Below are 26,718 nucleotides of genomic sequence, written 5' to 3' on the forward strand. Positions count from 1 at the left end.
GGGCCAGAGACATGGACGGCGAACCCGATCTGTGGATCGGCGGAACGTGGCGGCATGCCTCCGACGGCGGAACCCGCGACATCATCAATCCTGCCACCGGCGGCATCGCCGCGGTGGTCGACGAGGCCACCCCGGACGACGCGGGGACGGCGGTGGCCGCGGCCCGCGCCGCATTCGACGACGGCCCGTGGCGCGCCACCACGGCCGCCGAACGCGCCGCGCTGCTCGATCGCGTCGCGGATCTGCTTCAGCGCGACAAGGAGTCGCTGGCCCGGCTGGAAACCGTGGACACCGGCAAGACACTGGCCGAGAGCCGCATCGACATCGACGACGTGACGACGGTGTTCCGTTACTACGCCAAACTCGTCGGCGTCGAAGCCGACCGGGTGGTCGACGTCGGCGATCCCGCCGTGATCAGCCGTGTCGTGCGCGAGCCGATCGGGGTATGCGTGCTGATCGCCCCGTGGAACTACCCGCTGCTGCAGATGTCGTGGAAGGTCGCACCCGCGCTGGCCGCCGGATGCACGATGGTCGCCAAACCCAGCGAGGTCACCCCGCTGTCCACGATCGCGTTCGCCCGCCTGCTCGACGAGGCCGGCGTGCCTGCCGGTGTGGTCAACCTGATCCAGGGCAGTGGCGCGACGCTCGGGCCTGCGCTCACCGACAATCCCGACGTCGACTTCATCTCGTTCACCGGCGGTCTGGCCACCGGCCGCACCATCGCCAGGACCGCGGCCGAACACGTCACCAAGGTCGCGCTCGAACTCGGCGGCAAGAACCCGCACATCGTGTTCGCCGACATCAGGGACGGGGACGACGGCTCGAGTTGGGACGCCGCCGTCGACCACGTGCTGACCGGGGTGTTCCTGCACTCGGGCCAGGTCTGTTCGTCGGGCACCCGGCTGATCGTCGAGGAGTCCATCGCCGACGAGTTCGTCGCCGCGGTGGCCGCGCGGGCGGCCAGGATCACGATGGGCGACGGCCTGGACCCGGCCAGCGAAACCGGGCCGCTGGTCTCCGAGCAGCACCGCGACAAGGTGGAACAGTATGTGCAACTGGGGATCTCGGAGGGTGCGCAGCTTGTCACCGGAGGGGCCCGGCCCACCGATCCCGCGCTCGCCGACGGCTTCTTCTACCTCCCGACCGTCTTCGACCGCTGCGATCGCTCGATGCGCATCGTCACCGAGGAGACCTTCGGGCCGATCCTGACCGTCGAGCGGTTCGGCACCGAAGCCGAGGCGATCGCGCTCGGCAACGACACCGAATACGGTCTGGCCGCCGGGGTGCGCACCTCCGATGCGGCGCGCGGCGAACGTGTGGTGCGGGCGCTGCGGCACGGGACCGTATGGCTCAACGATTTCGGCTACTACACCGCCGCGGCGGAGTGGGGCGGATTCGGCAAGTCGGGCAACGGCCGCGAGCTCGGCCCCACCGGCCTGGCGGAATACCAAGAGCTCAAGCACATCTGGCACAACACCGCTCCCGGCGCCGCGGGCTGGTTTAAAAATTAGACCGTCCGGGAAAGGACAGGCCCGACATGGTGATCAGACAACCGCATGCCGACAGCGGCATGGAGGACTTCGGGTACAAGGAGTCGCTGGACCGCAGCATCGGGAAGTTCGCCAGCTTCGCGGCGGGCGTCAGCTACATCTCGATTCTGACCGGCACGTTCCAGCTCTTCTACTGGGGCTTCGGCACGGCCGGGCCGGCCTATCTGTGGTCGTGGCCGATCGTGTTCGTCGGGCAGATGGCCGTCGCGCTGTGCTTCATGGAGCTCGCCGCCAAGTATCCGGTGGCGGGGTCGGTGTACAACTGGAGCAAGAAGCTCGCCAGCCGACTGGTCGGGTGGACGTCGGGCTGGCTGATGCTCACCGCGTCGATCGTGACGATCTCCGCGGTCGCGCTGGCCTACCAACTCAACCTGCCGCGACTGTGGAGCGGCTTCCAGATCATCGGCGACGGGTCCGACGCCAGGTCGTATGCGGCCAACGCGGTGCTGCTCGGCACCGTCCTGATCGCGTTCACCACGCTGGTGAACGCGCTCGGAGTGCGCCTGATGTCGATGATCAACTCCAGCGGCGTGTTCATCGAGTTGATCGCCGCCGTGCTCATCGTGTTCCTGTTGGCGATCAACGTCCAGCACACGCCCGAGATCTTCTTCTCCACCAACGGATACGGTGAGGGCCAGAGCCTGGGCTTCCTCGGTGCGTTCCTGATCGCGTCGCTGGCCTCGGGATACGTGATGTACGGCTTCGACACCGCCAGCTCGCTGGGGGAGGAGACGGTCGAACCACGACGAACCGCACCCAAGGCGATCGCCCGTGCGATCCTCGCGTCGTTCGTGATCGGCGGCGGCATCCTGGTTTTCGCGGTGATGGCCGCGCCGAACCTTCAGGACCCGCAGCTCGGGGAGAGCAGCGGTGGCCTGCAGTACATCGTCGAGCAGGTGATGTGGGGACCGCTCGGCAAGATCTTCCTGGTCTGCATCGTCATCGCCGTGACGGTCTGCACGCTGGCGGTGCACACCGCGGCGATCCGCCTTACGTTCGCGATGGCGCGTGACAATGCGCTGCCGTTCGGCGAGAAGCTGGCCACCGTGAACCCGAAGACCCAGACGCCGATCGTGCCCGCCGTGACCATCGGGGTGATCGCGGTGGCCATCCTGGTGCTCAACGTCGGCAACGCGCAGATCTTCACCGTGTTGACCTCGATCGCGATCATCATGATCTACCTGGCCTACCTGATGGTGACCGGGCCGCTGCTGAAGAAGCGTCTCCAAGGGCAGTGGCCGCCAAAGGATCTCAAGGAGGGTGGCTACTTCACCATGGGTCGCTGGGGCCTACCGGTGAACATCGTCGCGGTGGTGTGGGGCGTCGGGATGGCGCTGAACCTGGCCTGGCCGCGCACCGAGGTGTACGGCGAGCCCTGGTACAACACCTGGGGTGCGTTCGTCTACATCGGGGTCATCCTCGGCTCCGGTCTGGTGTGGTACGCGGTGAAGGGCCGCCATCACATCGGGACCTTGAAATCGCATGCCGCGGAGTCGCTCGATGGGTGACTCGGGCACATTCGATTACGTGATCGCCGGGGGCGGCACCGCGGGGTGCGTGCTGGCGGCGCGGTTGTCCGAGGACCCCGACGTGACCGTGTGCCTGCTGGAGGCGGGACCGTCCGACGTCGACGACGACGCGATCCTGGTGTTGTCGGACTGGATGCGGCTGCTCGACTCCGGATACGACTGGGACTACCCGATCGAACCGCAGGAGCGCGGCAACTCGTTCATGCGCCACGCCAGAGCCAAGGTGCTGGGCGGGTGTTCGTCGCACAACTCGTGCATCGCGTTCCTCCCGCCTGCCGAAGCGCTCGACGAGTGGGCGGCGATGGGTGCGACCGGCTGGAGCGCCGCCGAGGTGCTTCCGCTGGCCCGCCGGCTGACCGAGACGGTGCTGCTGCGTGACGTTCCACCCGACGACCCTTGCGGCACAGCGGTTCTGGAGTCCGCCGCGCTGCTCGGCATCCCGACGGTCAAGTTCAACCGCGGTGAGACGGTTCGCAACGGAGCCGGCTGGTTCCAGATCAACGCCGGCGAGGACGGTATCCGCAATTCGACGTCGAAGGCGTTTCTGCACCCGATCCTCGGCACCCGCGGGAATCTCGAGGTCCGCACCGACTCATGGGTGTCGGAGATCCTGTTCGACGACGCGTCCCGTGCGACGGGAGTGCGCTATCAGCGCGCGGACCTGACCGGCTACGACACGGTGTCGGCGCGCCGCGAGGTGATCGTCACCGCCGGTGCGATCGACACCCCGAAGTTGTTGATGCTCTCCGGGATCGGACCCACCGCGCACCTGCGCGAGATCGGTGTCGACGTCCGCGTCGACTCGCCCGGGGTCGGCGCCAACCTCGACGACCACGTCGAGGGGCTGGTGTTCTGGGAAGCGGCCGAGCCGATGGTCACGAGCTCGACACAATGGTGGGAGATCGGACTGTTCACCACCGTCGACCCGGTGCCCGACGGGACCCCGGCCCAGCCGGACCTGATGATGCACTACGGCAGCGTGCCGTTCGACATGAACACGCTGCGGCACGGCTATCCGACCACCGACAACGGATTCTGCCTGACGCCCAACGTGACCCAGGGCCGGTCTCGGGGCACGGTGCGACTGCGCTCGCGCGATTTCCGCGACCGGGCCCGGGTGGATCCGCGGTATTTCACCGACCCCGACGGTTACGACGAGCGGATCATGCTGGCCGGTGTCCGGCTGGCCCGCCGGATCGCCGAGCAGGCGCCGCTGGCACCGTGGGTGGCCCGGGAACTGGCCCCCGGGCCGGCCGCGACGACCGACGACGAGCTGCTCGACTACATCCACCGGTGCCACAACACCGTGTACCACCCGGCCGGGACCGCCCGGATGGGAGCGGCAGGGATCCGATGGCGGTCCTCGACCCGCAGCTGAGGGTCAAGGGTGTGACGGGTCTGCGCGTCGTGGACGCATCGGCGATGCCGAAACTGCCTGCGGTCAATCCGAACATCACCGTGATGACGATGGCGGAGAAGTGTGCCGACCTCATCCGAACCGCCTGACGGCGCCGATCTCTTGCCTGACGGCCCCGATCTCTTGCCTGACGGCCGCGATCTGCCGGCCTTCCTGGCCGAACACACCCCGTTCCAGGGGGCGACGGACGACGAACTCGCGGCGCTGGCCGCCGGTGCCGTGCTCGAACGCTTCCCGGCCGCCGCGGTGGTCGCGGACTATTCGGCGCGGGTGCCCGACGAGGTGTGGATGGTGTGCGACGGCGGCGTCGCGTTGCGCTCGGTCGGCGACGGCTCCCTGATCGACGTCGTGACGCCGGGCGGCATCTTCGGCTACATGCCGCTGCTGGCTGGAGCCGGAATGGATTTCGAGGCCCGCACCACCGTGCCCAGCACCCTGGTCAAGTTGCCGGGTGCGCTGGTGCGGGCCCAGTTCGCCAAACCCGCGGGGCTGGCGTTCCTGGCGTCGGGATGGAATCTCGGCCGGGAGCGGCCGGCGATCGCGCCCGCCGTCGACAGCAGGCCGGTCGCCGGGCTCATCGGTGCCGACGCGCTGCTGGTCGCGCCGACCGATTCGGTACGCGACGTGGTCGTGCGGATGACCGAGCGCCACGTGTCCTGCGCGTTGATCCGGCTGCCCGGCGGCGGCCTCGGTATCTTCACCGACCGCGACCTGCGCACCCGGGTGGTCGCGGCCGGGCTGCCGGTCGACGTCGCCGTCGAGCGGGTGATGAGCGCCGGCGCGCACCGTCACCGCCGACCTGACCGCCGACAGCGTGCTGATGGAGATGCTCGAATGCGGTCTGCGGCACATGCCTGTGCTGACCGCGCGCGGCGAGGTGCTCGGCGTCCTCGAGGATGCCGACCTGCTGGCCGCCTCCGCGCGGCAGAGTTTCCAGCTGCGCCGCGCGATCGCGCAGCCGGTGACGCGGACCAGCTGCAGCAGGTCGGCGAGCGGGTCACCGCCACCGCGGTCGAACTGTTCGCCAACGGCACCAACGCCGCGGCGACCAGCGCGATCCTGTCGGTGGTCATCGACAGCCTGATCCGCCGCGCCCTCGAACTCGTACTCGCACGGCCCGAGAACTCCGGCGCGGACGGCTTCGCGTGGCTGACGCTGGGCAGCATCGCGCGGCGTGAGGCGATGCCGTCCTCGGACGTCGACAGCGCGCTGTCGTGGCGCGACGACCTGGCCGGGCAAGATGGGCGGCTGCGCTCCGTGGCCGCCGAGGTGCACCGGTTGCTCGACGGTTGCGGACTGCCGGCCGACAGCAACGGCGCCATCGCCGCCGAGCCGGCCTTCGCGCGGTCGCAGTCGCAGTGGTCACGCGCGGCGCACGCGTGGGTCGAAGATCCGCTGCGCAACCGCGGCCTGATCATGTCGTCACTGCTGTTGGATGCGCGGGTGGGGTGGGGTGACACCGCGCTGCACACCGCCGCGGAGGCCTTCCAGCGGATCCGCAGGCGGCACCCGGAGACGCTGCGACTGCAGCTGCTCGACGCGCTGGCGGGCAAGATCCGGACATGGTCGCTGCGGGATGTGTTGGCGCGCCGCGGCGGGACGTTCGACGTGAAGAATCACGCGCTGACCCCGATCGTGAACCTCGCCCGCTGGGGCGGACTTTCGGCCGGGATGACCTCGGCGAGCACCCCGGCGCGGCTGGCAGCCGCCGCGCAGGCCGGTGCGCTCACCGAGGCCGACAGCCGCACGCTGTGCGATGTGTTCGCGATGCTGCAGCGGCTGCGGATGACCCACCAGGTCGAACAGATCGCCGCCGGGCGCACCCCGGGCGACGTCGTCACGATGTCGGAACTGTCCCCGCTGCACCGCAGTCTGCTCGGCGATGGGGTGCGTGAGATCGCCGCGGTGCGCCGACGTGTCGTCAACCTCGGCCGCATCGGCGTATAAGGTGGCCCGGTAATGCCTGCGCACCTCGACACGTCCTCTGCGGACCAGCCCGCCGCGGTTCAATCGGTCGATCGCGCACTGCTGGTGCTCGAGATCGTCGCGCAACTCGGTCAGGCCGGTGTCACCGAGATCGCCGCCGAACTCGGGTGCACAAGTCGACCGTGTCGCGGTTGGTCGCGGTGCTGGAATCCCGCGGCTACGTCGAACAGGTCTCCGAGCGCGGCAAGTACCGGCTCGGGTTCGCGATCCCGCGGTTGGCGCACGTCGCCGGCGGGCAGAACGATCTGGTCAAACTCGGCCAGGCCGCATGCGACATGCTCAGCGTCTCGGTCGGCGAGACCGCCAATCTGGCTGTGCTGGACCAGGATCGAATCGTCAACATCGTCGAGGCCATCGGGCCCGCGGAGATCACGCTGCGCACCTGGGTGGGGCAGAGCTGTCCGGCGCATGCGACCTCCAGCGGCAAGGTGCTGCTCGCCGGGCTGGACCCCAACGACGTGCGGGCACGGCTGACGGCCCGCTGCCGTCGTTCACCGAGTCGACGATCACCGATATGGCCGGGCTGCAGAACCAGTTGGCCGCCGTGCGTGAACGTGGATGGGCCAGTGTCAGTGAAGAACTCGAAGTCGGGCTCAACGCGGTCGCCGCGCCGGTCCACGACCGGCACTCGCAAGTGGTTGCGGCGCTCAGTGTTTCCGGCCCGTCCTACCGGCTGTCGGTGGAGCGCTTCGACGAAGTCGCCGGCCAGATCGTCGAGGCGGCCGACCAGATCAGCACGCGGTTAGGCTGGCGCGGCCGCCACTGAGTCCCCGGTGATGACGGACAGGATCGTCCGCCACGAGTCCGACGGCCGGTTCAGCATGCCGGAGTGCGCATCCCAGCCGGCCACCGGTGTGCCGTCGTCGTAATCGCCTACGCGCAGCGGGATCACGTCGGCCATCTCGTCGGGTCGGCGCCGTGCGGCCCACCGGGGATGCCCTGCACCAGCTCGATGAAGTCGCCGGGCGCGGTCATCGAATAGCGTTCGACGAACGGGTTGCGGTTGTGCCAGTCCCCGGCGTCGTCCACCCCGACCCCGGCGCCCGCCGCGGCCAGGAACAGGGTGCGGTCCGAGGTCAGGCCGAGGGTCTCGGCGGTACCGACGATCGACCCGCCGTAGGAGTGCCCGATCACCGTCACCAGCGCCCCGTCGGGTGCCTGCCGGGCGACGTCCTCGCTGAACGCGACCAGGCGCGGCGCCATCTCCACCGCATAGCGCGGATCAGCTGCGTCCAGCACCGAGGCGACGTCGGGCACCTGCGGGAACGGGCCACCCAGATAGGTGATCATCGCGACCTGCCCGCCGGACCCGGCGACGAACCTTCGCGCGGTCGCGGTGTTCGCCGCCGAGCGCTCGATCGCGGTGTTCACGCCCGGCACCAGCACCGCGACGTTGCGCGCGGCGCCCAGATCGCCGTGCAGTTCCACCAGGGACGCGCGGGCGGGATCGAAAGCCAGGATCTGGCGGGAGATCCGCGCGCCGCCTGCCGGGTCGTCGACCTCGCCGAGCAGACCGCGATAGAACTCGATCCGGCGGGTGGACGGCTCGTCGGCACCGGACTCGGCGAGGATCGCCGCGGCGATGTTGGTCCGGTTGGCCGCGACCCGCATCGGCCATGGCACCCCGTCGGTGTTACCCACCTGCTGCGGGAACCGCGCGATCAACTCGCGGCGCTGCGCGTCGGTCATCGCGTCGATCTGGGCGGCGATACGGTCCTGGCCCATCGCGGGCCAGCCGGCCACCACGTCGCCGGCGCCGACCGGCCAGGCGCCCGCGGGCACCGTCGCCGCCGGAGGCGCGGGTTCGGGGCCGCGCAGCGCCGCCGCGAGATCGGCGGCGGCGTCGGCGTCGGCGGCATCGAGCCGGTGCAGCGCCCCGGTCAGCCGGGCCGTCAGCTCACCGGCCCGCATCCGCAGCAGGTCGGCGGCGACCGCGTCCGAACCGCCGGAGAGCAGCACCAGCAGCGGAGTCGGGCCGGCGCCGACGGCCACGGATCCGTCCTCGGACACCGCGAAGCCCTCCAGCGTCGCGGTATCCGCGAGATCCAGCACGGTGTCGCGCGCCGACCCGATCTGCGCGGCGCCGTCGCGGGCGGCCGCCGACGCCGTCACCATCCGCGCCGCCACCGTGTCCGCCTGCTCCTCCAGCTCCCGGGCACGAGCGCGGGCCGCGTCGGCAGCGTCGCCGATCCAGTGCTCGCGGCTGCGATCGGCCTCGCCGACCGCGTCGTCGACATGGGCGCACAGCCTGCGTGCCGCGTCGTCGCAATCCCTGGCCAGGGTCAGTAGCGCCTCCGGATTCCATTGCCGCGCCAGCGAACCGTCGGGCTCATCGCGGACCGAACCGGGCTACGTTGGCGGTATCGGTCTGCCGGAACGACTCGGCGTCGCACTGGCGGCGCCAGCCCAGTCGTTCAAGCCCGCGATCACCGCCGTGACCGCGTCCGCGAGCAGGCCGTCGACGTCGACGGCGGCCACCGCGGCGCCGGCCAGCGCCGCCGGGTCGAGGGCGGGCCGGCGTTCGCGCGCGACGTCGTCGGCAACGCGGCCGAAGCAGGTCGGCCGCGGCGATCAGCCGGTCCGGGTCGACATGTGCGATTTCCCCCATGGCTCATGCTGACACCGGCCGCAGGGGCTCGACCCCGGTTATCCACAGGGGCGCCCTCGTGATGAGTGTCCGGCCGACCTGTGAGGCAGACAACAAGTAGTCTCGATGAGGTGCAGCGACGAATCATGGGCATCGAGACCGAATTCGGGGTGACCTGCACGTTCCACGGCCACCGACGACTGAGTCCCGACGAGGTCGCCCGCTACCTTTTCCGCCGGGTGGTGTCGTGGGGACGTAGCAGCAACGTCTTCCTCCGCAACGGTGCGCGCCTGTATCTGGACGTGGGCAGCCACCCGGAGTATGCGACGGCCGAATGCGACAGCCTCACCCAACTGGTCACCCACGACCGCGCCGGTGAACGCGTCCTCGAAGATCTGCTCATCGACGCCGAGCAGCGCCTCGCCGACGAGGGCATCGGCGGCGACATCTACCTGTTCAAGAACAACACCGACTCGGCGGGCAACTCGTACGGCTGCCACGAGAACTACCTGATCGTGCGGGCCGGCGAGTTCTCCCGGATCTCCGATGTGCTGCTGCCGTTCCTGGTCACCCGCCAGCTGATCTGCGGTGCGGGCAAGGTGCTGCAGACGCCCAAGGCGGCGACCTACTGCCTGTCGCAGCGCGCCGAACACATCTGGGAGGGCGTCTCCTCGGCGACGACCCGGTCGCGCCCGATCATCAACACCCGCGACGAGCCGCACGCCGACGCCGAGAAGTACCGCCGGCTGCACGTGATCGTCGGCGACTCGAACATGAGCGAATCCACCACGATGCTCAAGGTCGGGTCGGCGTCGCTGGTGCTGGAGATGATCGAAGCCGGTGTCGCGTTCCGCGACTTCTCGCTGGACAACCCGATCCGCGCGATCCGCGAGGTCAGCCACGACCTGACCGGGCGGCGCCCGGTGCGGCTGGCGGGCGGGCGGCAGGCCAGCGCGCTCGACATCCAGCGCGAGTACTACGCCCGCGCGGTGGAGTACCTGCAGAGCCGCGAGCCCAACACCCAGATCGAGCAGGTCGTCGACCTGTGGGGCCGCCAGCTCGACGCGGTGGAGAGTCAGGACTTCGCGAAGGTCGACACCGAGATCGACTGGGTGATCAAGCGCAAGCTGTTCCAGCGCTATCAGGACCGCTACAACATGGAGCTGTCCGACCCGAAGATCAGCCAGCTCGACCTGGCCTACCACGACATCAAGCGCGGCCGCGGCGTGTTCGACCTGCTGCAGCGCAAGGGGCTGGCCGCCCGCATCACCACCGACGAGGAGATCGAGGCGGCGGTCAACACCCCGCCGCAGACCACCCGGGCGAAGCTGCGTGGCGAGTTCATCAGCGCAGCGCAGGAGGCGGGACGGGATTTCACCGTCGACTGGGTGCACCTCAAGCTCAACGACCAGGCTCAGCGCACCGTGCTGTGCAAGGACCCGTTCCGCTCGGTCGACGAGCGGGTGAAGCGGCTTCATCGCTGGGCGTCTATGTGAGCCGGGCGTCTATGTGAGCCGGTGCACGCTCACCGCGTAGTCACCACCGTCGTACGGGGCTCGGTCCCACGTCGACCAGCGGTCGGTGAGCGTCAAGCCCGCCGCGGCGGCGATCTCGTCGTAGCGCTGCAACGTCAGCCGTCCCGTCGCGAGCTGGAAGCCCGCGACCAGCAGACCGCCGGGCGCCAGCCGGCGCGCCAGCGCCGCGACCACCGCCGCCTCGGTGCCGCGGGCCAGGAAGATCATCACGTTGCCCGGCAGCGCGACCACGTCGAACGTCTCGTGCAGATGTCTGTCGGCGTCCACGAGGTCCGCCTCCACCCACCGCAGCGCCGGCGCCTTGGCCCGCGCGGCGTCCAGCATCCCCGGGTCGGCGTCGACACCGACGACCGAGTAGCCGCGTGCGGCGAGTTCGATTGCGACCCTTCCGGTTCCGCAGCCCGCGTCCAGGACGCGGGTGCCGCCGGTGCGGCGCAGCAGCTCCTCGATCAGGTCCGCCTCGCCGTGCACGTTCGCCCCGGACGCCGCCAGCTGCTGCCAGCGGGCGTCGTAATCGCGGCCGCGCGGCCGGTCGGACTGCTGCCATCGAGTGCCCATCGCCGTTGATTGTGCCCGGACGCGCACATCGCCTGTCGAGCGGGATGTGCCGCACCCTAAGCTCGTAGCCGTGGCGATCTCGAAAGTCGAACGCTTGATGAACCTGGTCATCGCGTTGCTGTCGACGCGGTCCTTCATCACCGCCGACCGCATCCGCGAAACCGTGTACGGCTATTCGGGTGAGGCCAGCGACGAAGCGTTCTCGCGGATGTTCGAGCGCGACAAGAACGAACTGCGCGACCTGGGCATCCCGCTGGAGACCGGCCGGGTGTCCCCGTCTGACCCGACCGAGGGCTACCGGATCAACCGCGATGCGTACGCGCTGCCCGCGGTGGAACTCACCCCGGACGAGGCCGCCGCGGTCGCCGTGGCCACCCAACTGTGGGAATCCCCGGAGCTGATCACCGCCACCCAGGGGGCGCTGCTGAAACTGCGCGCCGCGGGCGTCGACGTCGAGGCGCCCGACGGTGACGTGGCCATCACCTCCACCGGTGCGCTGCCCGGTCTGCGCGGCTCCGAGGAGGTGCTCGGAATCCTGTTGTCGGCCATCGACTCCGGCCGTGCGGTCACCTTCCCGTACCGTCCGTCGCGCAGCGAGCCGTATACGACGCGCACGCTGGAGCCGTGGGGTGTGGTCACCGACCGGGGCCGCTGGTATGTCGTCGGCCACGACCGCGACCGGGATGCGGTCCGGACCTTCCGGCTGTCCCGCATCGGCCCCGAGGTGCGGCCGACCGGGCCCGAGGGCGCGGTGCACAAACCCGAGGACGTCGACCTGCGCGGCATCGTCGCCAAGGTGGTCGGTGAGTGGCCGACGGCGGGCAGGCCACGGTGTGGGTGGCCGACGGGCGTGCCACCGCGCTGCGCCGCCGCGGCACGGTGGTCCGGCCCAGGACGATCGGGGGACGCGCGGGGGAGGAGATCACCATCGACATCGGCATGTTCGACCGGCTCGCCAGGGAGGTCGCCGGCTACGGCGCCGACGCGCTGGCGCTGGAACCGGCATCGCTGCGCGACGAAGTCATCGCGCGGCTGGAGGCGCATCTGCGACGCGCCTGGAGGCGCATCTGTGACCGCCATCAGTGCCCGGCTGGTGCGGCTGCTCAACATGGTGCCGTACTTCCAGGCCAACCCGAAGATCACCTACACCGAGGCCGCCTCCGATCTCGGGGTCAGCGTCAAACAGTTGCGCGACGATCTCAACCAGCTGTGGATGTGCGGGTTGCCCGGCTACGGACCCGGTGACCTGATCGACTTCGAGTTCTCCGGCGACACCATCGAGGTCACCTTCTCGGCCGGTATCGACCACCCGTTGCGGCTGACCTCGCCCGAGGCGACCGGTGTGCTGGTGGCGCTGCGCGCGCTGGTCGACGTGCCGGGGATGGTCGACCCGGAGGCCGCCCGCAGCGCGATCGCCAAGATCGAATCCGCGGCAGGGGCCGTCGGCCACGTCGAGGGCGCGGCCGTCGACGAGCCCGCACCGGTCGAGAGCGAGGCCGCCGCGGCGGTGCGCACCGCGGTGCGCGACGACCGGGCGCTGGCCATCGAGTACTACTCGGCGTCGCGCGACATGCTGTCGGGCCGGGTGGTCGACCCGATCCGGGTGGTGCTCGTCGCCGACCACAGCTATCTGGAGGCGTGGTGCCGGACCGCTGAAGCGGTGCGGCTGTTCCGGTTCGACCGCATCGTCGACGCGCGCGTGCTCGACGAACCGGCGGTGCCGCCGCCCCGGCGGTGCGGTCCGGTCCGGACACCTCGCTGTTCGACCCGGACACCGCCGATCCGTCGCTGCCGACGGCGACGCTGCTGATCGACCGTTCGGCGTCGTGGATGTTCGACTACTACCCGCTGCGGGTGCTCAAGGAGTTCCCCGACGGGTCCTGTGAAGCCTCGATGACGTACGCCTCCGAGCAGTGGATGACGCGGTTCGTACTGGGCTTCGGCGCCGCGGTCCGGGTACTGGCGCCCGCCGGGCTCGCCGAGCAGGTCCGGCAGTCCGCATCGGCCGCGCTCGCGGCGTATCGGGTCGGCATCGACTCCGCCGGCGAGTAAGCTGAGCGCCAGACGTCTGGAGGTAATCAAATTGGGTGGTCTACAACCCTGGCACTGGGTGATCGTGATTGCCGTGTTCGTCCTGCTGTTCGGCGCCAAGAAGCTCCCGGACGCGGCACGCTCACTGGGCAAGTCGATGCGCATCTTCAAGTCCGAGATCAAGGAGATGCAGTCGGATTCGAATCCGGCATCCCATTCGACCGCGCCGGAGCAGTCCGTGCAGCCGACGCAGATCACATCCGAGCGGGTCGCGGAGCCGTCGACGAACCCCAGCTCGGACAAACGCCCGGCCTGACCGGACAATTCGCAGGACGCGGCTACGGCCGCGTTCGTGATTTCGCGGCTGTGAGCAGCAATTAGGCCCCCTGTGCAGATACCCGGACTCTTCAAGAAGCTCGACCCCCGGCAGCGGCGGTCCCGGGTCAACCCCGACGGCACGATGTCGCTGGTCGACCATCTGACCGAACTGCGCAGCCGGCTGCTGATCTCGGTGGCCGCGGTGCTGCTGACCACCATCCTCGGATTCCTGTGGTACAGCCACGGCGTGCTCGGCCTGCCCAGCCTCGGTGACTGGCTGCGGGGTCCGTACTGTTCGCTGCCCGACTCGGCGCGCGCGACCATCGCACCCGACGGCGAATGCCGGCTGCTGGCCACCGCGCCGTTCGACCAGTTCATGCTGCGACTCAAGGTGGGCATGACCGCGGGCATCGTGCTGGCCTGCCCGGTGTGGCTCTATCAGATGTGGGCCTTCATCACCCCCGGGCTGTACGCCAAGGAGCGCCGGTTCGCGGTCGCGTTCGTCACGGTCGGTGCGGGTCTGTTCGTCGCGGGCGCCCTGCTGGCCTACATCGTGCTGGCCAAGGCGTTGGGGTTCCTGCTCACCGTCGGCAGCGACGTGCAGATCACGGCCCTGTCCGGCGACCAGTACTTCGGATTCCTGATCAACCTGCTGCTGGTGTTCGGGATCAGCTTCGAGTTCCCGCTGCTGATCATCATGCTGAACCTGGTCGGCGTGCTGACCTACGAGCGGCTGCGCGCGTGGCGGCGCGGCCTGATCATGGGTCTGTTCGTGTTCTGCGCGTTCGTCACCCCCGGCTCGGATCCGTTCTCGATGCTCGCGCTGGCGCTGGCGATGACGGCGCTGATGGAGGTCGCGATCCAGATCGCGCGGATCAGCGACAAGCGCAAGGCCCGCCGCGCCGCTCTCGACGACGTCCCCGACGACGAGGCCGCCCCGATCGGCACCGCCGAACCCGTCGAGGCGCCGACCGCGGTGCCCGCCCCGTCGCGACTTGTGATTGATGACGACGCGACCTGAGGTGTCCGACGGTTCGTCCGCGGACAGTCTCGCGGCGTTCACCGCGCTGTTGCCGTTCTCGCTGGACGACTTCCAGGTGCGCGCCTGTGAGGCGCTGGCCCAGGGGCACGGCGTGCTGGTCTGCGCACCCACCGGTGCGGGTAAGACGATCGTCGGCGAGTTCGCGGTGCATCTGGCCCTGGCCGCCGGGCGCAAATGCTTCTACACCACCCCGATCAAGGCGCTGAGCAATCAGAAACACAACGACCTGGTGGCCCGGTACGGGCCCGAACGCATCGGCCTGCTGACCGGTGACCAGTCGATCAACGGTGACGCCGATGTCGTGGTGATGACCACCGAGGTGCTCCGCAACATGCTCTACGCGGATTCGCCGGCCCTGCACGGCCTTTCCTACGTCGTGATGGACGAGGTGCACTTCCTCGCCGACCGGATGCGCGGTGCGGTGTGGGAGGAGGTGATCCTGCACCTGCCCGAGGAGGTGCGGCTGGTGAGCCTGTCGGCGACGGTCAGCAACGCCGAGGAGTTCGGCGGCTGGATCAAGGCGGTGCGCGGCGACACCACGGTGGTGGTCGACGAGCACCGGCCGGTGCCGTTGTGGCAGCACGTCCTGGTCGGCAAGCGACTGCTCGACCTGTTCGACTACCGCGCGTCCGGTCCGGCCGGACGCAACCTGCTCGTCGACCCGGAGCTGCTGCGCCACATCGCGCACCGCCGCGAGGCCGACCGGCTGCTGGACTGGCAGCCCCGCGGCCGCGGCAGACAGGGCCGCCCGCAGGGGGTGTACCGCACGCCCGGGCGGCCCGAGGTGATCACCGTGCTCGAGCAGGCGCGGCTGCTGCCCGCGATCACCTTCATCTTCTCCCGCGCGGGCTGCGACGCCGCGGTCAAGCAGTGCCTGCGGTCGTCGCTGCGGTTGACCACGCACGAGGAGCGGGCCCGCATCGCCGAGATCGTCGACCGCCGCACCGCCGACCTCAACGACACCGACCTGATCGTGCTCGACTTCCACGAGTGGCGCGAAGGGCTGCTGCGCGGCCTGGCCGCCCACCACGCGGGCATGCTCCCGACGTTCCGCCACACCGTCGAAGAGCTGTTCACCGCCGGTCTGGTGAAAGCCGTGTTCGCCACGGAGACGTTGGCGCTGGGCATCAACATGCCGGCCCGCACGGTGGTGCTGGAGCGGCTGGTGAAGTACAACGGCGAGCAGCACATGCCGTTGACGCCGGGGGAGTACACCCAGCTGACCGGCAGGGCCGGGCGGCGCGGCATCGACGTCGAGGGCCACGCCGTGGTGCTGTGGAACCCTGACGTCGACCCCGCCGAGGTCGCCGGGCTCGCGTCGACCCGGACGTTCCCGCTGCGCAGTTCGTTCACCCCGACCTACAACATGACGATCAACCTGGTCCACCAGATGGGTCCCGAGCAGGCGCACCGGCTGCTGGAGCGGTCGTTCGCGCAGTACCAGGCGGACCGTTCGGTGCTCGGCCTGGTGCGCGGGGTCGAGCGCGGGGAACGGATGCTCACCGAACTCGCCGCCGAGATGGGCGGCCGCGACGCGCCGATCCTGGATTACGTTCGTCTGCGCGGAAAGATCACCGAACGCGAACGCGCACAGTCGCGGGCGTCGCGGTTGCAGCGCAGGCAGGCCACCAACGACGCGCTGGCGGCGCTGCGCCGTGGCGACATCATCTCGATCTCGCACGGCAAGCACGGCGGGCTGGCCGTGGTGCTCGAACCCGCGCGCGACGACGACGATCCGCGGCCGCTGGTGCTCTCCGAACATCGGTGGGCCGGCCGGATCTCGTCGGCCGACTACGCAGGCGCGGCCGGTCCGCTCGGCAGGATGTCGCTGCCCAAGCACGTCGAGCTCCGTAACCCGCGGGCCCGGCGTGACCTGGCCTCCGCGCTGCGGTCGGCGGCCGGCAACCTCGACGTCCCGTCGGCCCGGCGGCGCAGCGGTCCGGCACCCGAGGGCGACATCGACCCCGAGCTCATCGCGCTGCGGAACCGGGTCAAGGCCCACTCGGCGCATTCGCTGCCCGACCGGGAGGAGCGGGCCCGGCTGGCGGAGCGCTATCTGCGGGTCGAGCGCGACAACGCGCAACTGCGCCAGAAGATCTCGGCGGCGACGAACTCGCTGGCGCAGACCTTCGACCGGATCGTGGTGCTGCTGACCGAGCGCGGATTCATCACGACCACCGATGACAGCCCCGCGGTCACCGACGACGGCCGGCTGCTGGCCCGCATCTACAGCGAGAGCGACCTGCTGGTCGCCGAATGTCTGCGCACCGGGGTGTGGGAGGGCCTGGACGCCGCCGAACTGGCGGCCGCGCTGTCCTCGGTGCTCTACGAGTCCCGCCGCGACGGTCCGGGTGCGCAGGACGGTTCGGACATCCCGACCGGACGGCTGCGCCGCGCCCTGAACCGCACCCGCGCGCTGTCGGGTGAGTTGCGCGCCGACGAGCACCGCCACCGGCTCCCGCCCAGCCGCGAACCCGACACCGGTTTCGTCGCCGCGATCCATCGGTGGGCCGCGACCGGGGACCTGGCCTCGGCGCTGGCCGCCGGGGACACCGGGGGAACCGGCGCGTCGATGTCGGCGGGTGATTTCGTGCGCTGGTGCAGGCAGGTGCTCGATCTCGCTGATCAGGTGCGCAACGCCGCGCCGACACCGGCTTTGCGGGCGACCGCGAAACGCGCTATCAACGACGTTCGGCGCGGCGTCGTAGCTGTTGATGCCGGGTAGTGTGTTGTCGCAGCAGGCCCCCGTCGCACCAGGCGCGCGGATGACCAAGGAGAGAAATGAGCGGACCGCAGGGATCTGACCCGACGCAGCCGTGGCCGGGTCAGCAGCCTGAGCAGGGCGACCAACCGGCCGGCGACGCGAATCAGGGCGCGGCGAATCAGGGTTGGCAGCCGCCCAGCACCGAGCAGCCGGCTTGGCAGCCGCCTGCCTACCAGCCGCAGCAGTATCCGCAGTATCAGCAGCCGACGCAGCCGCCGACCTATTCGCCGCAGCAGTACCCGGCGCCGGATCAGTACGGCCAGCAGCAGCCGACCGAATACAACCCGGCCGCGTATCCGCAGCCCGGTCAGTACAGCCAGCCCGGCGGTTACCCGCAGCAGCCCGGCCAGTACGGGCAGCCCGGCCAGTACGGACAGCCGGGGCAGTACGGACAGCCCGGACAGCCCGGTCAGTACGGCCAGTACCCGGGGGCGCCGGGGTATCCGGCGCCGGGCCAGGAGGGCGGGTCGAAGCGCTCGATGGCGGTCATCGGCGGTGTCGTCGGTGTGCTCGTCGCCATCGTGCTGGCAGCGGTGCTGGTGCTCGGTTTCTGGAAGCCGGGCTTCTTCGTGACCACCAAGCTCGACATCGACGCCGCCCAGACCGGTGTCCGTCAGATCCTCACCGACGAGACCAACGGTTACGGCGCCAAGAACGTCAACGACGTCAAGTGCAACGACGGGGTGAGCCCGACGGTCAAGAAGGGCGACAGCTTCAACTGCGAGGTCAGCATCGACGGCACGAAGCGCCAGGTGACGGTGACCTTCCAGGACGACAACGGCACCTACGAGGTGGGACGCCCGAAGTAGCGCCCCGGCGTCACCCGGGCAGCGCGTCCAGCGCTGCCTGGAGACGCCCGATCGACGACGACACGCCGTAGCGTTCCGCGAGTTCGACGACTTTGCGCGGGTCGCGGGCGGACAGGGGCAGCTTGTCGCCGTCGGTGGACCAGTCCACTTCAGCGTCGGTGGCCACCCGCACCACCGGCTCGGCCTTGCCGATGTAGTCGGCGGCGGCCAGCAGCTTGTTGCGGTGCGCCTTCGACAGTTTCGACGACGGGTCTTGGGCCGCAACGAGAATGCGGTCCAGGGAGCCGTGCTGGGCCAGCAGGGTCGCCGCGGTCTTCTCCCCGATGCCGGGGACCCCGGGCAGCCCGTCGGACGGGTCTCCGCGCAGCAGCGCCAGCTCGGCGTAGGCAGGCCCGGCGCGGTCGATCGGCACGCCGTAGGTCTCGGCGACCTCGTGCGGGCCGTACTTGACCGCCTTGGCCAGGCCGCGCCCCAGGTACAGCACCCGGACGGGGACCGGTTCGTCGCGAACCAGTTGCAGCAGGTCGCGGTCGCCGCTGACGACCACCACCGGATCTCGGCGTTCCCGCTCGGCGAGCGTGCCGAGCACGTCGTCGGCCTCGCACTGCGGCGCACCCGCGGTGGCGATCCCGAACGCGTCGAGGATCTCCATGATCATGTCGACCTGCGGGGTCAGCTCGTCGGGAACCTCCTCGACATCCGGTTCGCCGGAAGGGTTCTCCTCCAACACCCGATGCGCCTTGTAGGACGGGATCGCATCGACACGCCACTGCGGCCGCCAGTCGTCGTCACGGCACACCACGAGCCGGTGCGGGCGTTCCCGGGTGATCACGGTCGCGACGGCGTCGAGGAATCCGCGCAGCGCGTTGACGGGCCGCCCATCCGGCGCGGTGATCGAGGACGGGACACCGAAGAACGAACGGAACCACATGCTCGCGCCGTCGAGGAGCACCAGTGAGGGTTGGGTGGCCATGCGCGCCATCCTGCCAGGTCGCCTTTCCCCGCGAGCAGACACAAACTCGCACACTCTCGCGGCGTGTCATGCGAGTTTGTGTCTGCTCGCGGAGGAGTCCGGCCCGGCACTAGCCTGGACGGTATGACGGAAGCTCGTTTCGGGACCGCCGTGTACGCGAACCGACTGCGCGCCGCCGCGTCCGCCGCCGCGGATGCCGGGCTGGCCGGTCTGGTCATCACCCCCGGCTACGACCTGCGCTATCTGACCGGATCGCGGGCGCAGACCTTCGAGCGGCTCACCGCGCTGGTGCTGCCGGCCGTGGGGGACCCGACGATCGTGGTGCCCCGTCTGGAACTCGCCGCGCTGAAGGAGTCGGCCGTGGCCGAACTCGGTGTGGCGGTTCGTGATTGGGTCGACGGTGAGGACCCGTACCGGATGGTGGCCGAGACCCTCGGCGGGCACGGGCCACAGCAGGTTGCGGTGACGGATTCGATGACCGCGCTGCACCTGTTGCCGCTGGCCGAGGTGCTGGGCACGGTGCCGGTGCTGGCCACCGACGTGCTGCGCCGGCTGCGGATGATCAAGGATCCCGCCGAGATCGACGCGCTGCGCAAGGCGGGCGCCGCGATCGACCGGGTGCACGCGCGGGTCCCGGAGTTTCTCGTCCCCGGCCGCACCGAGGCCGACGTGGCTGCCGACATCGCCGAAGCGATTGTCGCGGAAGGACATTCAGAGGTCGCCTTCATCATCGTCGGATCGGGGCCGCACGGCGCCGACCCGCACCACGAGTGCTCCGACCGCGAGTTGCAGGCCGGTGACATCGTCGTGGTCGACATCGGCGGTCCCTACGATCCAGGCTACAACTCCGATTCGACACGCACCTACAGCCTCGGCGAGCCCGACCCTGAGGTCGCACGCCGGTACGCGGTGCTCCAGCGGGCCCAGCGCGCCGCGGTCGACGCGGTGCGTCCCGGGGTCACCGCCGAGCAGATCGACGCGGCCGCCCGCGATGTGCTCGCCGCCGAGGGCCTGGCGGATGCGTTCGTGCACCGCACCGGACACGGTATCGGGCTGTCCGTGCACGAGGAGCCCTACATCGTCGCCGGGAACACGCTGCCGTTGGCCGAGGGCATGGCCTTCTCGGTGGAGCCGGGGATCTACTTCCCGGGACAGTGGGGCGCGCGCATCGAGGACATCGTGGTGGTGACCGCCGACGGTGCCCTGTCGGTCAACAACCGGCCGCACGACCTGGTCGTGGTGCCGGTGCCCTGAGCCCGGTCAGGCCTCGCCGCGGTCGAGCAGCCGGGACGAGCCCAGCACCCGCTGAACCCGAACCTCGATCACGACGCGCTTCGGGTTCGGCCGCGGGGTGCGGTAGCGCTGCGCGTAGCGCCGTTCGGCGTCGCGGACCGCGTCGGGGTCGGAGTTCACGGTGGCTGCACCCTCCAACGACAGCCAGCGGGCGCCGTCGACCTGGCTGAGCACCGCGACGCCGCGTTGCTCGGCGTTGACGGCCTTCTGGGAGCCGCCGGTGGTGATGACCCGGGCGATGTGGGTGGCCGGGTCGAAGGTGAACCCGACGGCGACGACGTGCGGCGAGCCGTCCGCGCGCAGGGTGGTCAGCATCGCCAGATGGCGTTCGGTCAGGAACTCGAGCGCATCGTCGGTCAGTCGTGTCGTCGGCTTCGGCATCGGGGTCCACGCTAGCGCAGGAGATAATCGGCGCTGTGAGCGATACCGGCCTGGTCGTCGTGTTCGGCGGCCGCAGTGAGATCGGTGGGGAGCTGGCGCAGCGGCTGGCCCCCGGAGTGACGGTGGTGCTGGCCGCCCGCAGGTCCGCGGATCTGCAGGCGGAGATCGCCGCGGTGCGGCAGGCGGGGGCGACTGCGATGCACGCGGTCGAGTTCGACGCCGACGACCTGGCCGCACACGAGGCCGTCGTCGACGCGATCATCGCCGAGCACGGGCCGATCGGCACCGCGGTGCTGGCGTTCGGGATCCTCGGCGACCAGTCCCGCGCCGAGAAGGACGCCGCGCACGCCGCGTCCATCGCGCACACCGACTACGTCGCGCAGGTGAGCTTGTTGACGGTGCTCGCCGACCGGATGCGCACAGCGGGTTCGGGGACGCTGGTGGCGTTCTCGTCGATCGCCGGGTACCGGGTGCGCCGCGCCAACTACGTGTACGGTTCGGCCAAGGCGGGGCTGGACGGATTCTGCAACGGGCTTTCCGACGCGCTGCACGGCACCGGGGTGCGGCTGCTGCTGGTGCGGCCGGGATTCGTGATCGGAAGGATGACCGAGGGAATGTCGCCCGCGCCGTTGTCGAGCACGCCCGCGCAGGTCGCCGACGCGACGGTGAGGGCGCTGCGCAAGGGCCGGACCACGGTGTGGATCCCGGCGTCGCTGGCGGTGCTGGCTTGCGTGTTCCGGATGATGCCGAGGTGGATGTGGCGGAGGCTGCCGCGGTGATGAGCGCTTGCGCGAAGAACAAACAGCTGATGAGCGCTTGCGCGAAGAACAAAAAGCTACTGATGAGCGCTTGCGCGAAGAACAGACGGTCATGATCGTCGTCGTGGGTATCGGCGCCGACGGGATGTCGGGGCTTCCGGCCGCGTCGAAGGACGAGTTGGCCAGGGCGACAGTCGTCTACGGGTCGCGGCGGCAGCTCGAGCTGCTCGACGACAGCGTCACCGCGACACGTCGCGCGTGGCCGTCGCCGCTGCTGCCCGCCTTGCGCGCACTTGGTGACGACACCGACGGCGACGTCCACGTGGTCGCCAGCGGCGACCCGTTGCTGCACGGCATCGGCAGCACGTTGATCAGGATGTTCGGCGCCGACCGGGTCGCCGTGCTGCCGCACGTGTCGTCGGTGACGCTGGCGTGTTCGCGGGTCGGCTGGCCGGTTCAGGACACCGAGATCATCAGCCTGGTCACCAACGATGTGCACACCGCGGTGCGCCGCGGCGGTCAGGCCGTGGTGTTGTCGCGCGACGGTTCCAGCCCGGTGGCGCTGGCGCGGTTGCTGACCGCGACCGGCCGCGGCGACTCGGAGCTGACGATCCTCGAACAGCTCGGCGGCCCAAGGGAATTGCGGCGTTCGTCCACGGCGCGGGAATGGGCGGCCCGGCCACCCGGGGACGTCGACGACCTCAACGTGATGGCGGTGCGGTACCTGCCCGACGAGCGGCGTTACGGCGCGCTGCCCGACGACGCGTTCGCCCACGACGGACAGATCACCAAACAGGCGGTCCGGGCGGCCACCCTGGCGGCGCTGGGGCCGCGGCCCGGCGAACTGCTGTGGGACGTCGGGGCCGGATCCGGCAGTGTCGCGATCGAGTGGTGCCTGTCCGGGCCGGGTTGTCGCGCCGTGGCGTTCGAACGCGATGAGACCCGGCGGGCACGGATCACCGGAAACGCCGATACGTTCGGCGCGCGCGTCGACACGGCGGCGGGAGCGCCCGAGGCGTTCGCGTCGGTGCCTCCGCCGGATGCGGTGTTCGTCGGCGGCGGGGTCAGCAGCCCTGGCCTGATCGAGGCCTGCTGGGAACACCTCCGTGCTGGCGGCCGGATCGTGGTCAACGCTGTCACCGTCGAGTCCGAAGCCGTGCTGGCGCAGTGGTATTCACGACACGGCGGCGAGTTGCGGCGCTACCAGCACTACCGCGGGGACGCGGTCGGCTCGTTCACCGGATGGCGTCCGGCGATGCCGGTCACGCAGTGGTCGACGACGAAGCCTCATACGACCTGACCAGGTCGATCGCGCCGAGCTCGCGGATCGCGCGACAACCGCGGTGCAGCATGGTCAGGATCATCTCGTCGCCGCGTTCGGTCGACGCCGCGAACGCGAACCCCAGCGTGGTGATCAGCGGCGCCTGGAACACGCCGAGCCGATAGTCCTGCCAACAGGTTTCGACGTCGTACCCGGTGACGCCGTGCCCGACGAGTGCGGCGTGGTAGCGCTCGACGAGGTCGCGTTCGACGGTCGCGCGGTCCTCGGGAAGCAGGCTGGTCGCGGTGAAGTATGCCAGATCCCTTGTCGGCAAACCGATCCCGACGGTCTGCCAGTCGACGACGGTGACGCGGGTGCGGTCGGGGTCGTAGAGCAGGTTGTCGAGCCGGTAGTCGCCGTGCATCAGCGAGAATCGGTCCGGTTCGGCCATCAGCCACGGCGTGACCAGGCCCATCGAGGTCAGCAGCGTGTCGCGGTCCTCGTCGCTGACCGAGCCGCCGAGCTTGTCGAGCGTCATGTTCGCCGCCATCACCGCGACGTCCCCGAGGCCCTTCGAGGCGGCCTCGTCTCCCGGCTTGGGCATCACGATCGACGGCAGGTCGAAGAAGCGGCGGTCACCCCAGCTGGGGCCGTGCAGACCGGCCAGCGCCTCGACGGCCAGCGTGGCCTCCGCGGTGCTGCATCCGGCGATCTGGTCACCCTGTTCGGCCGGCGCCATGTCGGCCAGGATGAGCACGAAATCCGAACCGTCCGAGGAGATCTCGCTGTGGAAGCAGTCCGGGACGGGAACCGCGACATGGGTGGTGATCGACGAGTAGAAGTCGACCTCGGACAGGTAGCCCAGCGCGACCCGCTCACGCACCGCGTCGTCCTGGGCGGGCAACTTGACCGCGAACGTGGTGGGCCGATCCGCCGACGGTGACGGGTAGGCCGCGCTCACCCGGTACGTCGCGCCGGTCTGCCCGGTGCCGATCGCGGTCACGGTGACGTCGTCGACCTCGGTTCCGAGTGCCGAGCCCAGCCACTGTGGGGTGATGTCTTCCGGGGTGCGGGGGATGCTCACGGCGCCGTCCTTCGGGGTTTGATGCTCTTCGCGCAAGCGCTCATCGGTGGTTGTCCTCGTCGTTGAGGTAAATCGTGCGCAGCCATACGGATTCGGCCGCGGTCAGCAGGTCTTCGCGGCTGAGCCGGCCGCCGACGGTGTAGCGCTCCATCAGGCGGTCGTTGAACTCCAGCAGGATGCTGGCAAGGATCTCGGGTGCGGGCCCGCCCGGCGCGCGCCCGCCGTCGCGTTCGGCGGTGATCATCTGCGCGACGGTCGGGACGAAGGTCTCTCGGGCCTGATCCCACACGTCACGGATCGACGGGCTGGTCGCGCGTGCCTCGAGCATGGCCTGCAGCAGGTAGCGGTGCTCGTCGACGGTGTCGAGCAGGGCCTCGAGCATGCCGCGGATGCGCCGACGCGGGGGTCGGGTGGTGTCGGTGAGGATGTCGCCGGCCAGGAAGCCGTCGTCGTACATCGGCTCGAGCAGAGCGGCCACACCCGCGGCCTTGTTCTCGAAGTAGAAGTAGAACGCCGAGCGGGTCACCCCGGCGCGGCGGGTGACGTCGGCGATGTTGAGTGCGTCGAAACCCGATTCCCGCAGATGATGGTTCAGGGATTCCAGGATCGCGACGCGGCGCAGGTCGCTCTTCTGTGGTTGACGCCGGTCGGTCGGGGACCGCACCGGTAGTCCTCGCTGCACGCGCGGAGATTAACCTGCGGTTCTGACGACTGTCAATTATGTACGACGCTTGTCAACTCGGCGGATAGCGGCGCAGCGTGAACACCCGGTCCGCGCCGTCGGCGCTGCGGTGCCAGCGGGTCTGGGTGGAGCCGATGATCAGCAGACAGCGCATGTCGACGGCGGCCGGGTCCAGGTCGCCCAGCGCGGTCACCGTGACCGACTCGTGCGGACCGCCGACGTCGCGCCCGATCACCACCGGGGTGGCCGGATCGCGGTGCTCGAGGAGCAGATCGCGCATCGCGCCGACCTGCCAGGTGCGCGACTTCGACGCCGGGTTGTAGATCGCCAGCACCATGTCGGCCGCCGCGGCCGCCGACAGCCGGCGCACGATCACGTCCCAGGGCTTGAGCCGGTCCGACAGCGAGATCACCGCGTAGTCGTGCCCGAGCGGCGCACCGACCCGGCTCGCCACGGCCTGGGCGGCGGTCATCGCCGGGATCACCCGGACCTCGACGCCCGGCCACTGCTCGGCCTCTTCGAGCACCGCGGTCGCCATCGCGAACACCCCGGGGTCCCCGGAGGACACCACCGCGACCGCGCGGCCCTGCTGGGCGAGTTCGCACGCCAGCCGGGCCCGCGCGGGTTCGTCGGTGTTGTCGGAAGGATGTCTGCGCTGCCCGTCGCGCAGTCCGACCCGGTCCAGGTACGGCCCGTACCCGATCAGGTCGGTCGCCGCGGCGAGCTCGTGGCGGCTCTGCGAGGTCATCCACCCGGTGTCGCCGGGGCCGAGCCCGACGACCGCGACCGAGCCGGTGCCCGCGCGTCTGCGCCCGTCACCGGGGAGCATCGCGAGTGCGAAGTACGGCACCGATCCGTCGTCGACATCGGCGGCGGGCAGCACCCGCTGCCGTTCGGTGCTGGCGCGCTCGACGTAGAACGCGTCGTCGAGCCGGCCCGCCCCCGAAAGCGCTTGCCGGACAGCGGGGTAGGAGCGGCCGAGCTTGAGGATCACCGCGGCGTCGGTGTCGGCGAGGCGGCGTTGCAGCTCGGCCTGCGGCAGTGTGCCGGGCAGGATCGTCAGCACCTGGTCGCCCTGCACCAGCGGTGTCGACACCGCGGCCGACGCCGCGCTGACCGACGTCACCCCGGGCACGATGACCGCGTCGAATCGCTGCGTCAACCGCGTGTGCATGTGCATGTAGGAGCTGTAGAACAGCGGGTCACCCTCGGCGAGCAACGCGACGTCGCGCCCGGCGTCGAGGTGCGCGGCGATCCGGTCGGCGGACTCGCGGTAGAAGTCCTCCATCGCGCCGGCGTAGCCGCCCGGATGGTCGGACGTCTCGGTGGTCACCGGGTAGACGAGGTGCTCCTCGATCTGGCCGTCCCGCAGGTACGGCTCGGCGATACCGCGTGCGATGCTGCGGCCGTGGCGGGCGCTGTGGTAGGCGACCACATCGGCCGCACCGATCACCCGGGCCGCCTTGACGGTGACCAGTTCAGGGTCGCCGGGCCCGAGCCCGACACCCCAGAGTGTTCCCTGACGAGTGCTCATTCTTCCTCTGCCGCAATCGAGTTCACCGCGGCGGCGGCCATCGCGCTGCCGCCGCGCCTGCCCGTAACCACGAGGTAGGACATGCCTCGCGGACGGTCGATGAGTTCCTGTTTGGACTGCGCGGAGCCGACGAACCCGACCGGTCCGCCGAGCACCGCCGCCGGTGCGGCCAGCCCGTCGTCGACGAGCTCGAGCAGGCGGAACAGCGCGGTCGGCGCATTGCCGACCGCGAACACCGCGCCGGGGATGCGTTCGGCCCACAGGTCGACCGCGGCGGCCGACCGGGTGCTGCCCAGCTCGGCGGCGAGGTCGCGGGCACGCGGATCGGCCACCAGCGACACCACCTCGTTGTCGGCGGGCAGCCGCGACCGGGTGATGCCGGCGGCCACCATCGACGAGTCGCACAGGATCGGGGCGCCGGCCGCCAGCGCGGCATGCGTGCGTGCCACCACGTCGGGGGTGAAGGCGACGTGCTCGGCGACGTCGACCTGCCCGCAGGTGTGGATCAGCCGCACCACCACGCGGGCCACGTCCTCGGGGAACCGCGCCAGATCCGCCTCGGCACGGATGGTCGCGAACGACTGGCGATAGATCTCCGCGGCGTCGCGGATGTAGTCGAGCACCCG

At 70.2% G+C, this 26,718-nt stretch carries 19 protein-coding genes and 5 pseudogenes; 16 read left to right on the plus strand and 8 right to left on the minus strand.

The features are described 5' to 3' along the window. Positions 1-11 precede the first annotated feature (11 nt). The 5 genes and pseudogenes from NTM_RS18710 to NTM_RS18730 all read left to right on the plus strand — a co-directional run bounded on the left by NTM_RS18710 (position 12) and on the right by NTM_RS18730 (position 7,248). Positions 12-1,511: an aldehyde dehydrogenase family protein gene (locus tag NTM_RS18710; RefSeq protein ID WP_083144465.1), complete on the plus strand. Its 1,500-nt coding sequence runs from the start codon at positions 12-14 to the stop codon at positions 1,509-1,511. Positions 1,512-1,537: 26 nt separating this feature from the next. Beyond that, a complete protein-coding gene (locus NTM_RS18715; RefSeq protein WP_083144464.1) occupies positions 1,538-3,058 on the plus strand; it encodes an APC family permease in 1,521 nt (506 codons plus the stop codon). Beyond that, positions 3,051-4,585 (plus strand): annotated as a pseudogene (locus NTM_RS18720) (GMC family oxidoreductase). Before NTM_RS18715 ends, NTM_RS18720 begins: the two are co-directional and overlap by 8 nt. 34 nt (positions 4,586-4,619) lie before the next feature. Then, positions 4,620-6,443: pseudogene (locus tag NTM_RS18725) on the plus strand (putative nucleotidyltransferase substrate binding domain-containing protein). A gap of 12 nt (positions 6,444-6,455) precedes the next feature. Next, positions 6,456-7,248, plus strand: a pseudogene (locus NTM_RS18730) (IclR family transcriptional regulator). Positions 7,249-7,370: 122 nt separating this feature from the next. On the opposite strand, the gene NTM_RS18735 reads toward NTM_RS18730, so the two are convergent. Then, positions 7,371-8,597, minus strand: a complete 1,227-nt coding sequence (locus tag NTM_RS18735) for an alpha/beta hydrolase (protein WP_337781396.1) — start codon at positions 8,595-8,597, stop codon at positions 7,371-7,373. Here NTM_RS18735 and NTM_RS29060 point away from each other — a divergent pair. Further along, positions 8,536-9,102, plus strand: coding sequence for a hypothetical protein (locus NTM_RS29060; protein WP_337781397.1), 567 nt, complete (start codon positions 8,536-8,538; stop codon positions 9,100-9,102). The two genes, NTM_RS18735 and NTM_RS29060, sit on opposite strands and share 62 nt — an antisense overlap. A gap of 98 nt (positions 9,103-9,200) precedes the next feature. Beyond that, a complete protein-coding gene (gene pafA / locus NTM_RS18740; RefSeq protein ID WP_179963959.1) occupies positions 9,201-10,565 on the plus strand; it encodes a Pup--protein ligase in 1,365 nt (454 codons plus the stop codon). A gap of 9 nt (positions 10,566-10,574) precedes the next feature. On the opposite strand, the gene NTM_RS18745 is transcribed toward pafA, so the two are convergent. After that, entirely contained in the window at positions 10,575-11,162 is a 588-nt protein-coding gene (locus tag NTM_RS18745; RefSeq protein WP_163767102.1) for a class I SAM-dependent methyltransferase, read from the minus strand. Between the two features lie 70 nt (positions 11,163-11,232). Between NTM_RS18745 and NTM_RS18750 the strand changes: the two are divergent. The 6 genes and pseudogenes from NTM_RS18750 to NTM_RS18775 all read left to right on the plus strand — a co-directional run. Then, positions 11,233-12,206 (plus strand): annotated as a pseudogene (locus NTM_RS18750) (helix-turn-helix transcriptional regulator); the annotation flags it as partial. A 25-nt stretch (positions 12,207-12,231) separates the two neighbouring features. Then, positions 12,232-13,214: pseudogene (locus tag NTM_RS18755) on the plus strand (helix-turn-helix transcriptional regulator). A 31-nt stretch (positions 13,215-13,245) separates the two neighbouring features. Beyond that, positions 13,246-13,509, plus strand: a complete 264-nt coding sequence (gene tatA / locus NTM_RS18760; RefSeq protein WP_104864918.1) for a Sec-independent protein translocase subunit TatA — start codon at positions 13,246-13,248, stop codon at positions 13,507-13,509. Positions 13,510-13,581: 72 nt separating this feature from the next. Next, positions 13,582-14,532 (plus strand): twin-arginine translocase subunit TatC, encoded by a 951-nt coding sequence (gene tatC / locus NTM_RS18765; RefSeq protein WP_083144454.1) that lies wholly within the window; start codon positions 13,582-13,584, stop codon positions 14,530-14,532. After that, on the plus strand, positions 14,516-17,278 hold the full coding sequence (locus NTM_RS18770) for a DEAD/DEAH box helicase (protein WP_083144453.1): 2,763 nt from the start codon (positions 14,516-14,518) through the stop codon (positions 17,276-17,278). Before tatC ends, NTM_RS18770 begins: the two co-directional genes overlap by 17 nt. A 56-nt stretch (positions 17,279-17,334) precedes the next feature. Beyond that, positions 17,335-18,126, plus strand: coding sequence for a DUF4333 domain-containing protein (locus NTM_RS18775; RefSeq protein ID WP_083144452.1), 792 nt, complete (start codon positions 17,335-17,337; stop codon positions 18,124-18,126). 10 nt (positions 18,127-18,136) lie between these two features. Here NTM_RS18775 and NTM_RS18780 read toward each other — a convergent pair whose 3' ends face one another. Next, positions 18,137-19,108, minus strand: coding sequence for a 5'-3' exonuclease (locus NTM_RS18780; protein ID WP_083144451.1), 972 nt, complete (start codon positions 19,106-19,108; stop codon positions 18,137-18,139). Positions 19,109-19,222: 114 nt separating this feature from the next. Here NTM_RS18780 and NTM_RS18785 point away from each other — a divergent pair, with 114 nt between their 5' ends. After that, positions 19,223-20,353 carry a M24 family metallopeptidase gene (locus NTM_RS18785; RefSeq protein ID WP_083144450.1) on the plus strand — a complete coding sequence of 377 codons (1,131 nt, stop codon included), beginning with the start codon at positions 19,223-19,225 and terminating at the stop codon, positions 20,351-20,353. Positions 20,354-20,359: 6 nt separating this feature from the next. Here the strand turns inward: NTM_RS18785 and NTM_RS18790 are convergent, their stop codons facing one another. After that, positions 20,360-20,773, minus strand: coding sequence for a F420-dependent biliverdin reductase (locus NTM_RS18790; RefSeq protein WP_083144449.1), 414 nt, complete (start codon positions 20,771-20,773; stop codon positions 20,360-20,362). 35 nt (positions 20,774-20,808) lie between these two features. On the opposite strand from NTM_RS18790, the gene dprE2 reads away from it, so the two are divergent. Beyond that, complete coding sequence (gene dprE2, locus NTM_RS18795) at positions 20,809-21,552, plus strand: decaprenylphospho-beta-D-erythro-pentofuranosid-2-ulose 2-reductase (protein ID WP_083144448.1); 744 nt, start codon at positions 20,809-20,811, stop codon at positions 21,550-21,552. A gap of 91 nt (positions 21,553-21,643) precedes the next feature. After that, a complete protein-coding gene (gene cbiE, locus NTM_RS18800; protein ID WP_083144526.1) occupies positions 21,644-22,831 on the plus strand; it encodes a precorrin-6y C5,15-methyltransferase (decarboxylating) subunit CbiE in 1,188 nt (395 codons plus the stop codon). Here cbiE and NTM_RS18805 read toward each other — a convergent pair. The 4 genes from NTM_RS18805 to NTM_RS18820 form a co-directional block, all read right to left on the minus strand. Continuing rightward, positions 22,794-23,876: a phosphotransferase family protein gene (locus NTM_RS18805; RefSeq protein ID WP_083144525.1), complete on the minus strand. Its 1,083-nt coding sequence runs from the start codon at positions 23,874-23,876 to the stop codon at positions 22,794-22,796. The genes cbiE and NTM_RS18805 overlap by 38 nt on opposite strands. Before the next feature lie 40 nt (positions 23,877-23,916). After that, complete coding sequence (locus NTM_RS18810) at positions 23,917-24,540, minus strand: TetR/AcrR family transcriptional regulator (RefSeq protein WP_083144447.1); 624 nt, start codon at positions 24,538-24,540, stop codon at positions 23,917-23,919. Positions 24,541-24,610: 70 nt separating this feature from the next. Next, the gene (locus NTM_RS18815; protein WP_083144446.1) at positions 24,611-26,092 is read right to left on the minus strand and encodes a precorrin-2 C(20)-methyltransferase; all 1,482 of its coding nucleotides are present in this window, start codon (positions 26,090-26,092) and stop codon (positions 24,611-24,613) included. Next, complete coding sequence (locus NTM_RS18820) at positions 26,089-26,715, minus strand: precorrin-8X methylmutase (RefSeq protein ID WP_083144445.1); 627 nt, start codon at positions 26,713-26,715, stop codon at positions 26,089-26,091. The genes NTM_RS18815 and NTM_RS18820 overlap by 4 nt, the downstream gene beginning before the upstream one ends. Between the last annotated feature and the right edge of the window lie 3 nt (positions 26,716-26,718).

It is taken from the genome of Mycolicibacterium parafortuitum (assembly GCF_010725485.1).
Taxonomy (GTDB): domain Bacteria; phylum Actinomycetota; class Actinomycetes; order Mycobacteriales; family Mycobacteriaceae; genus Mycobacterium.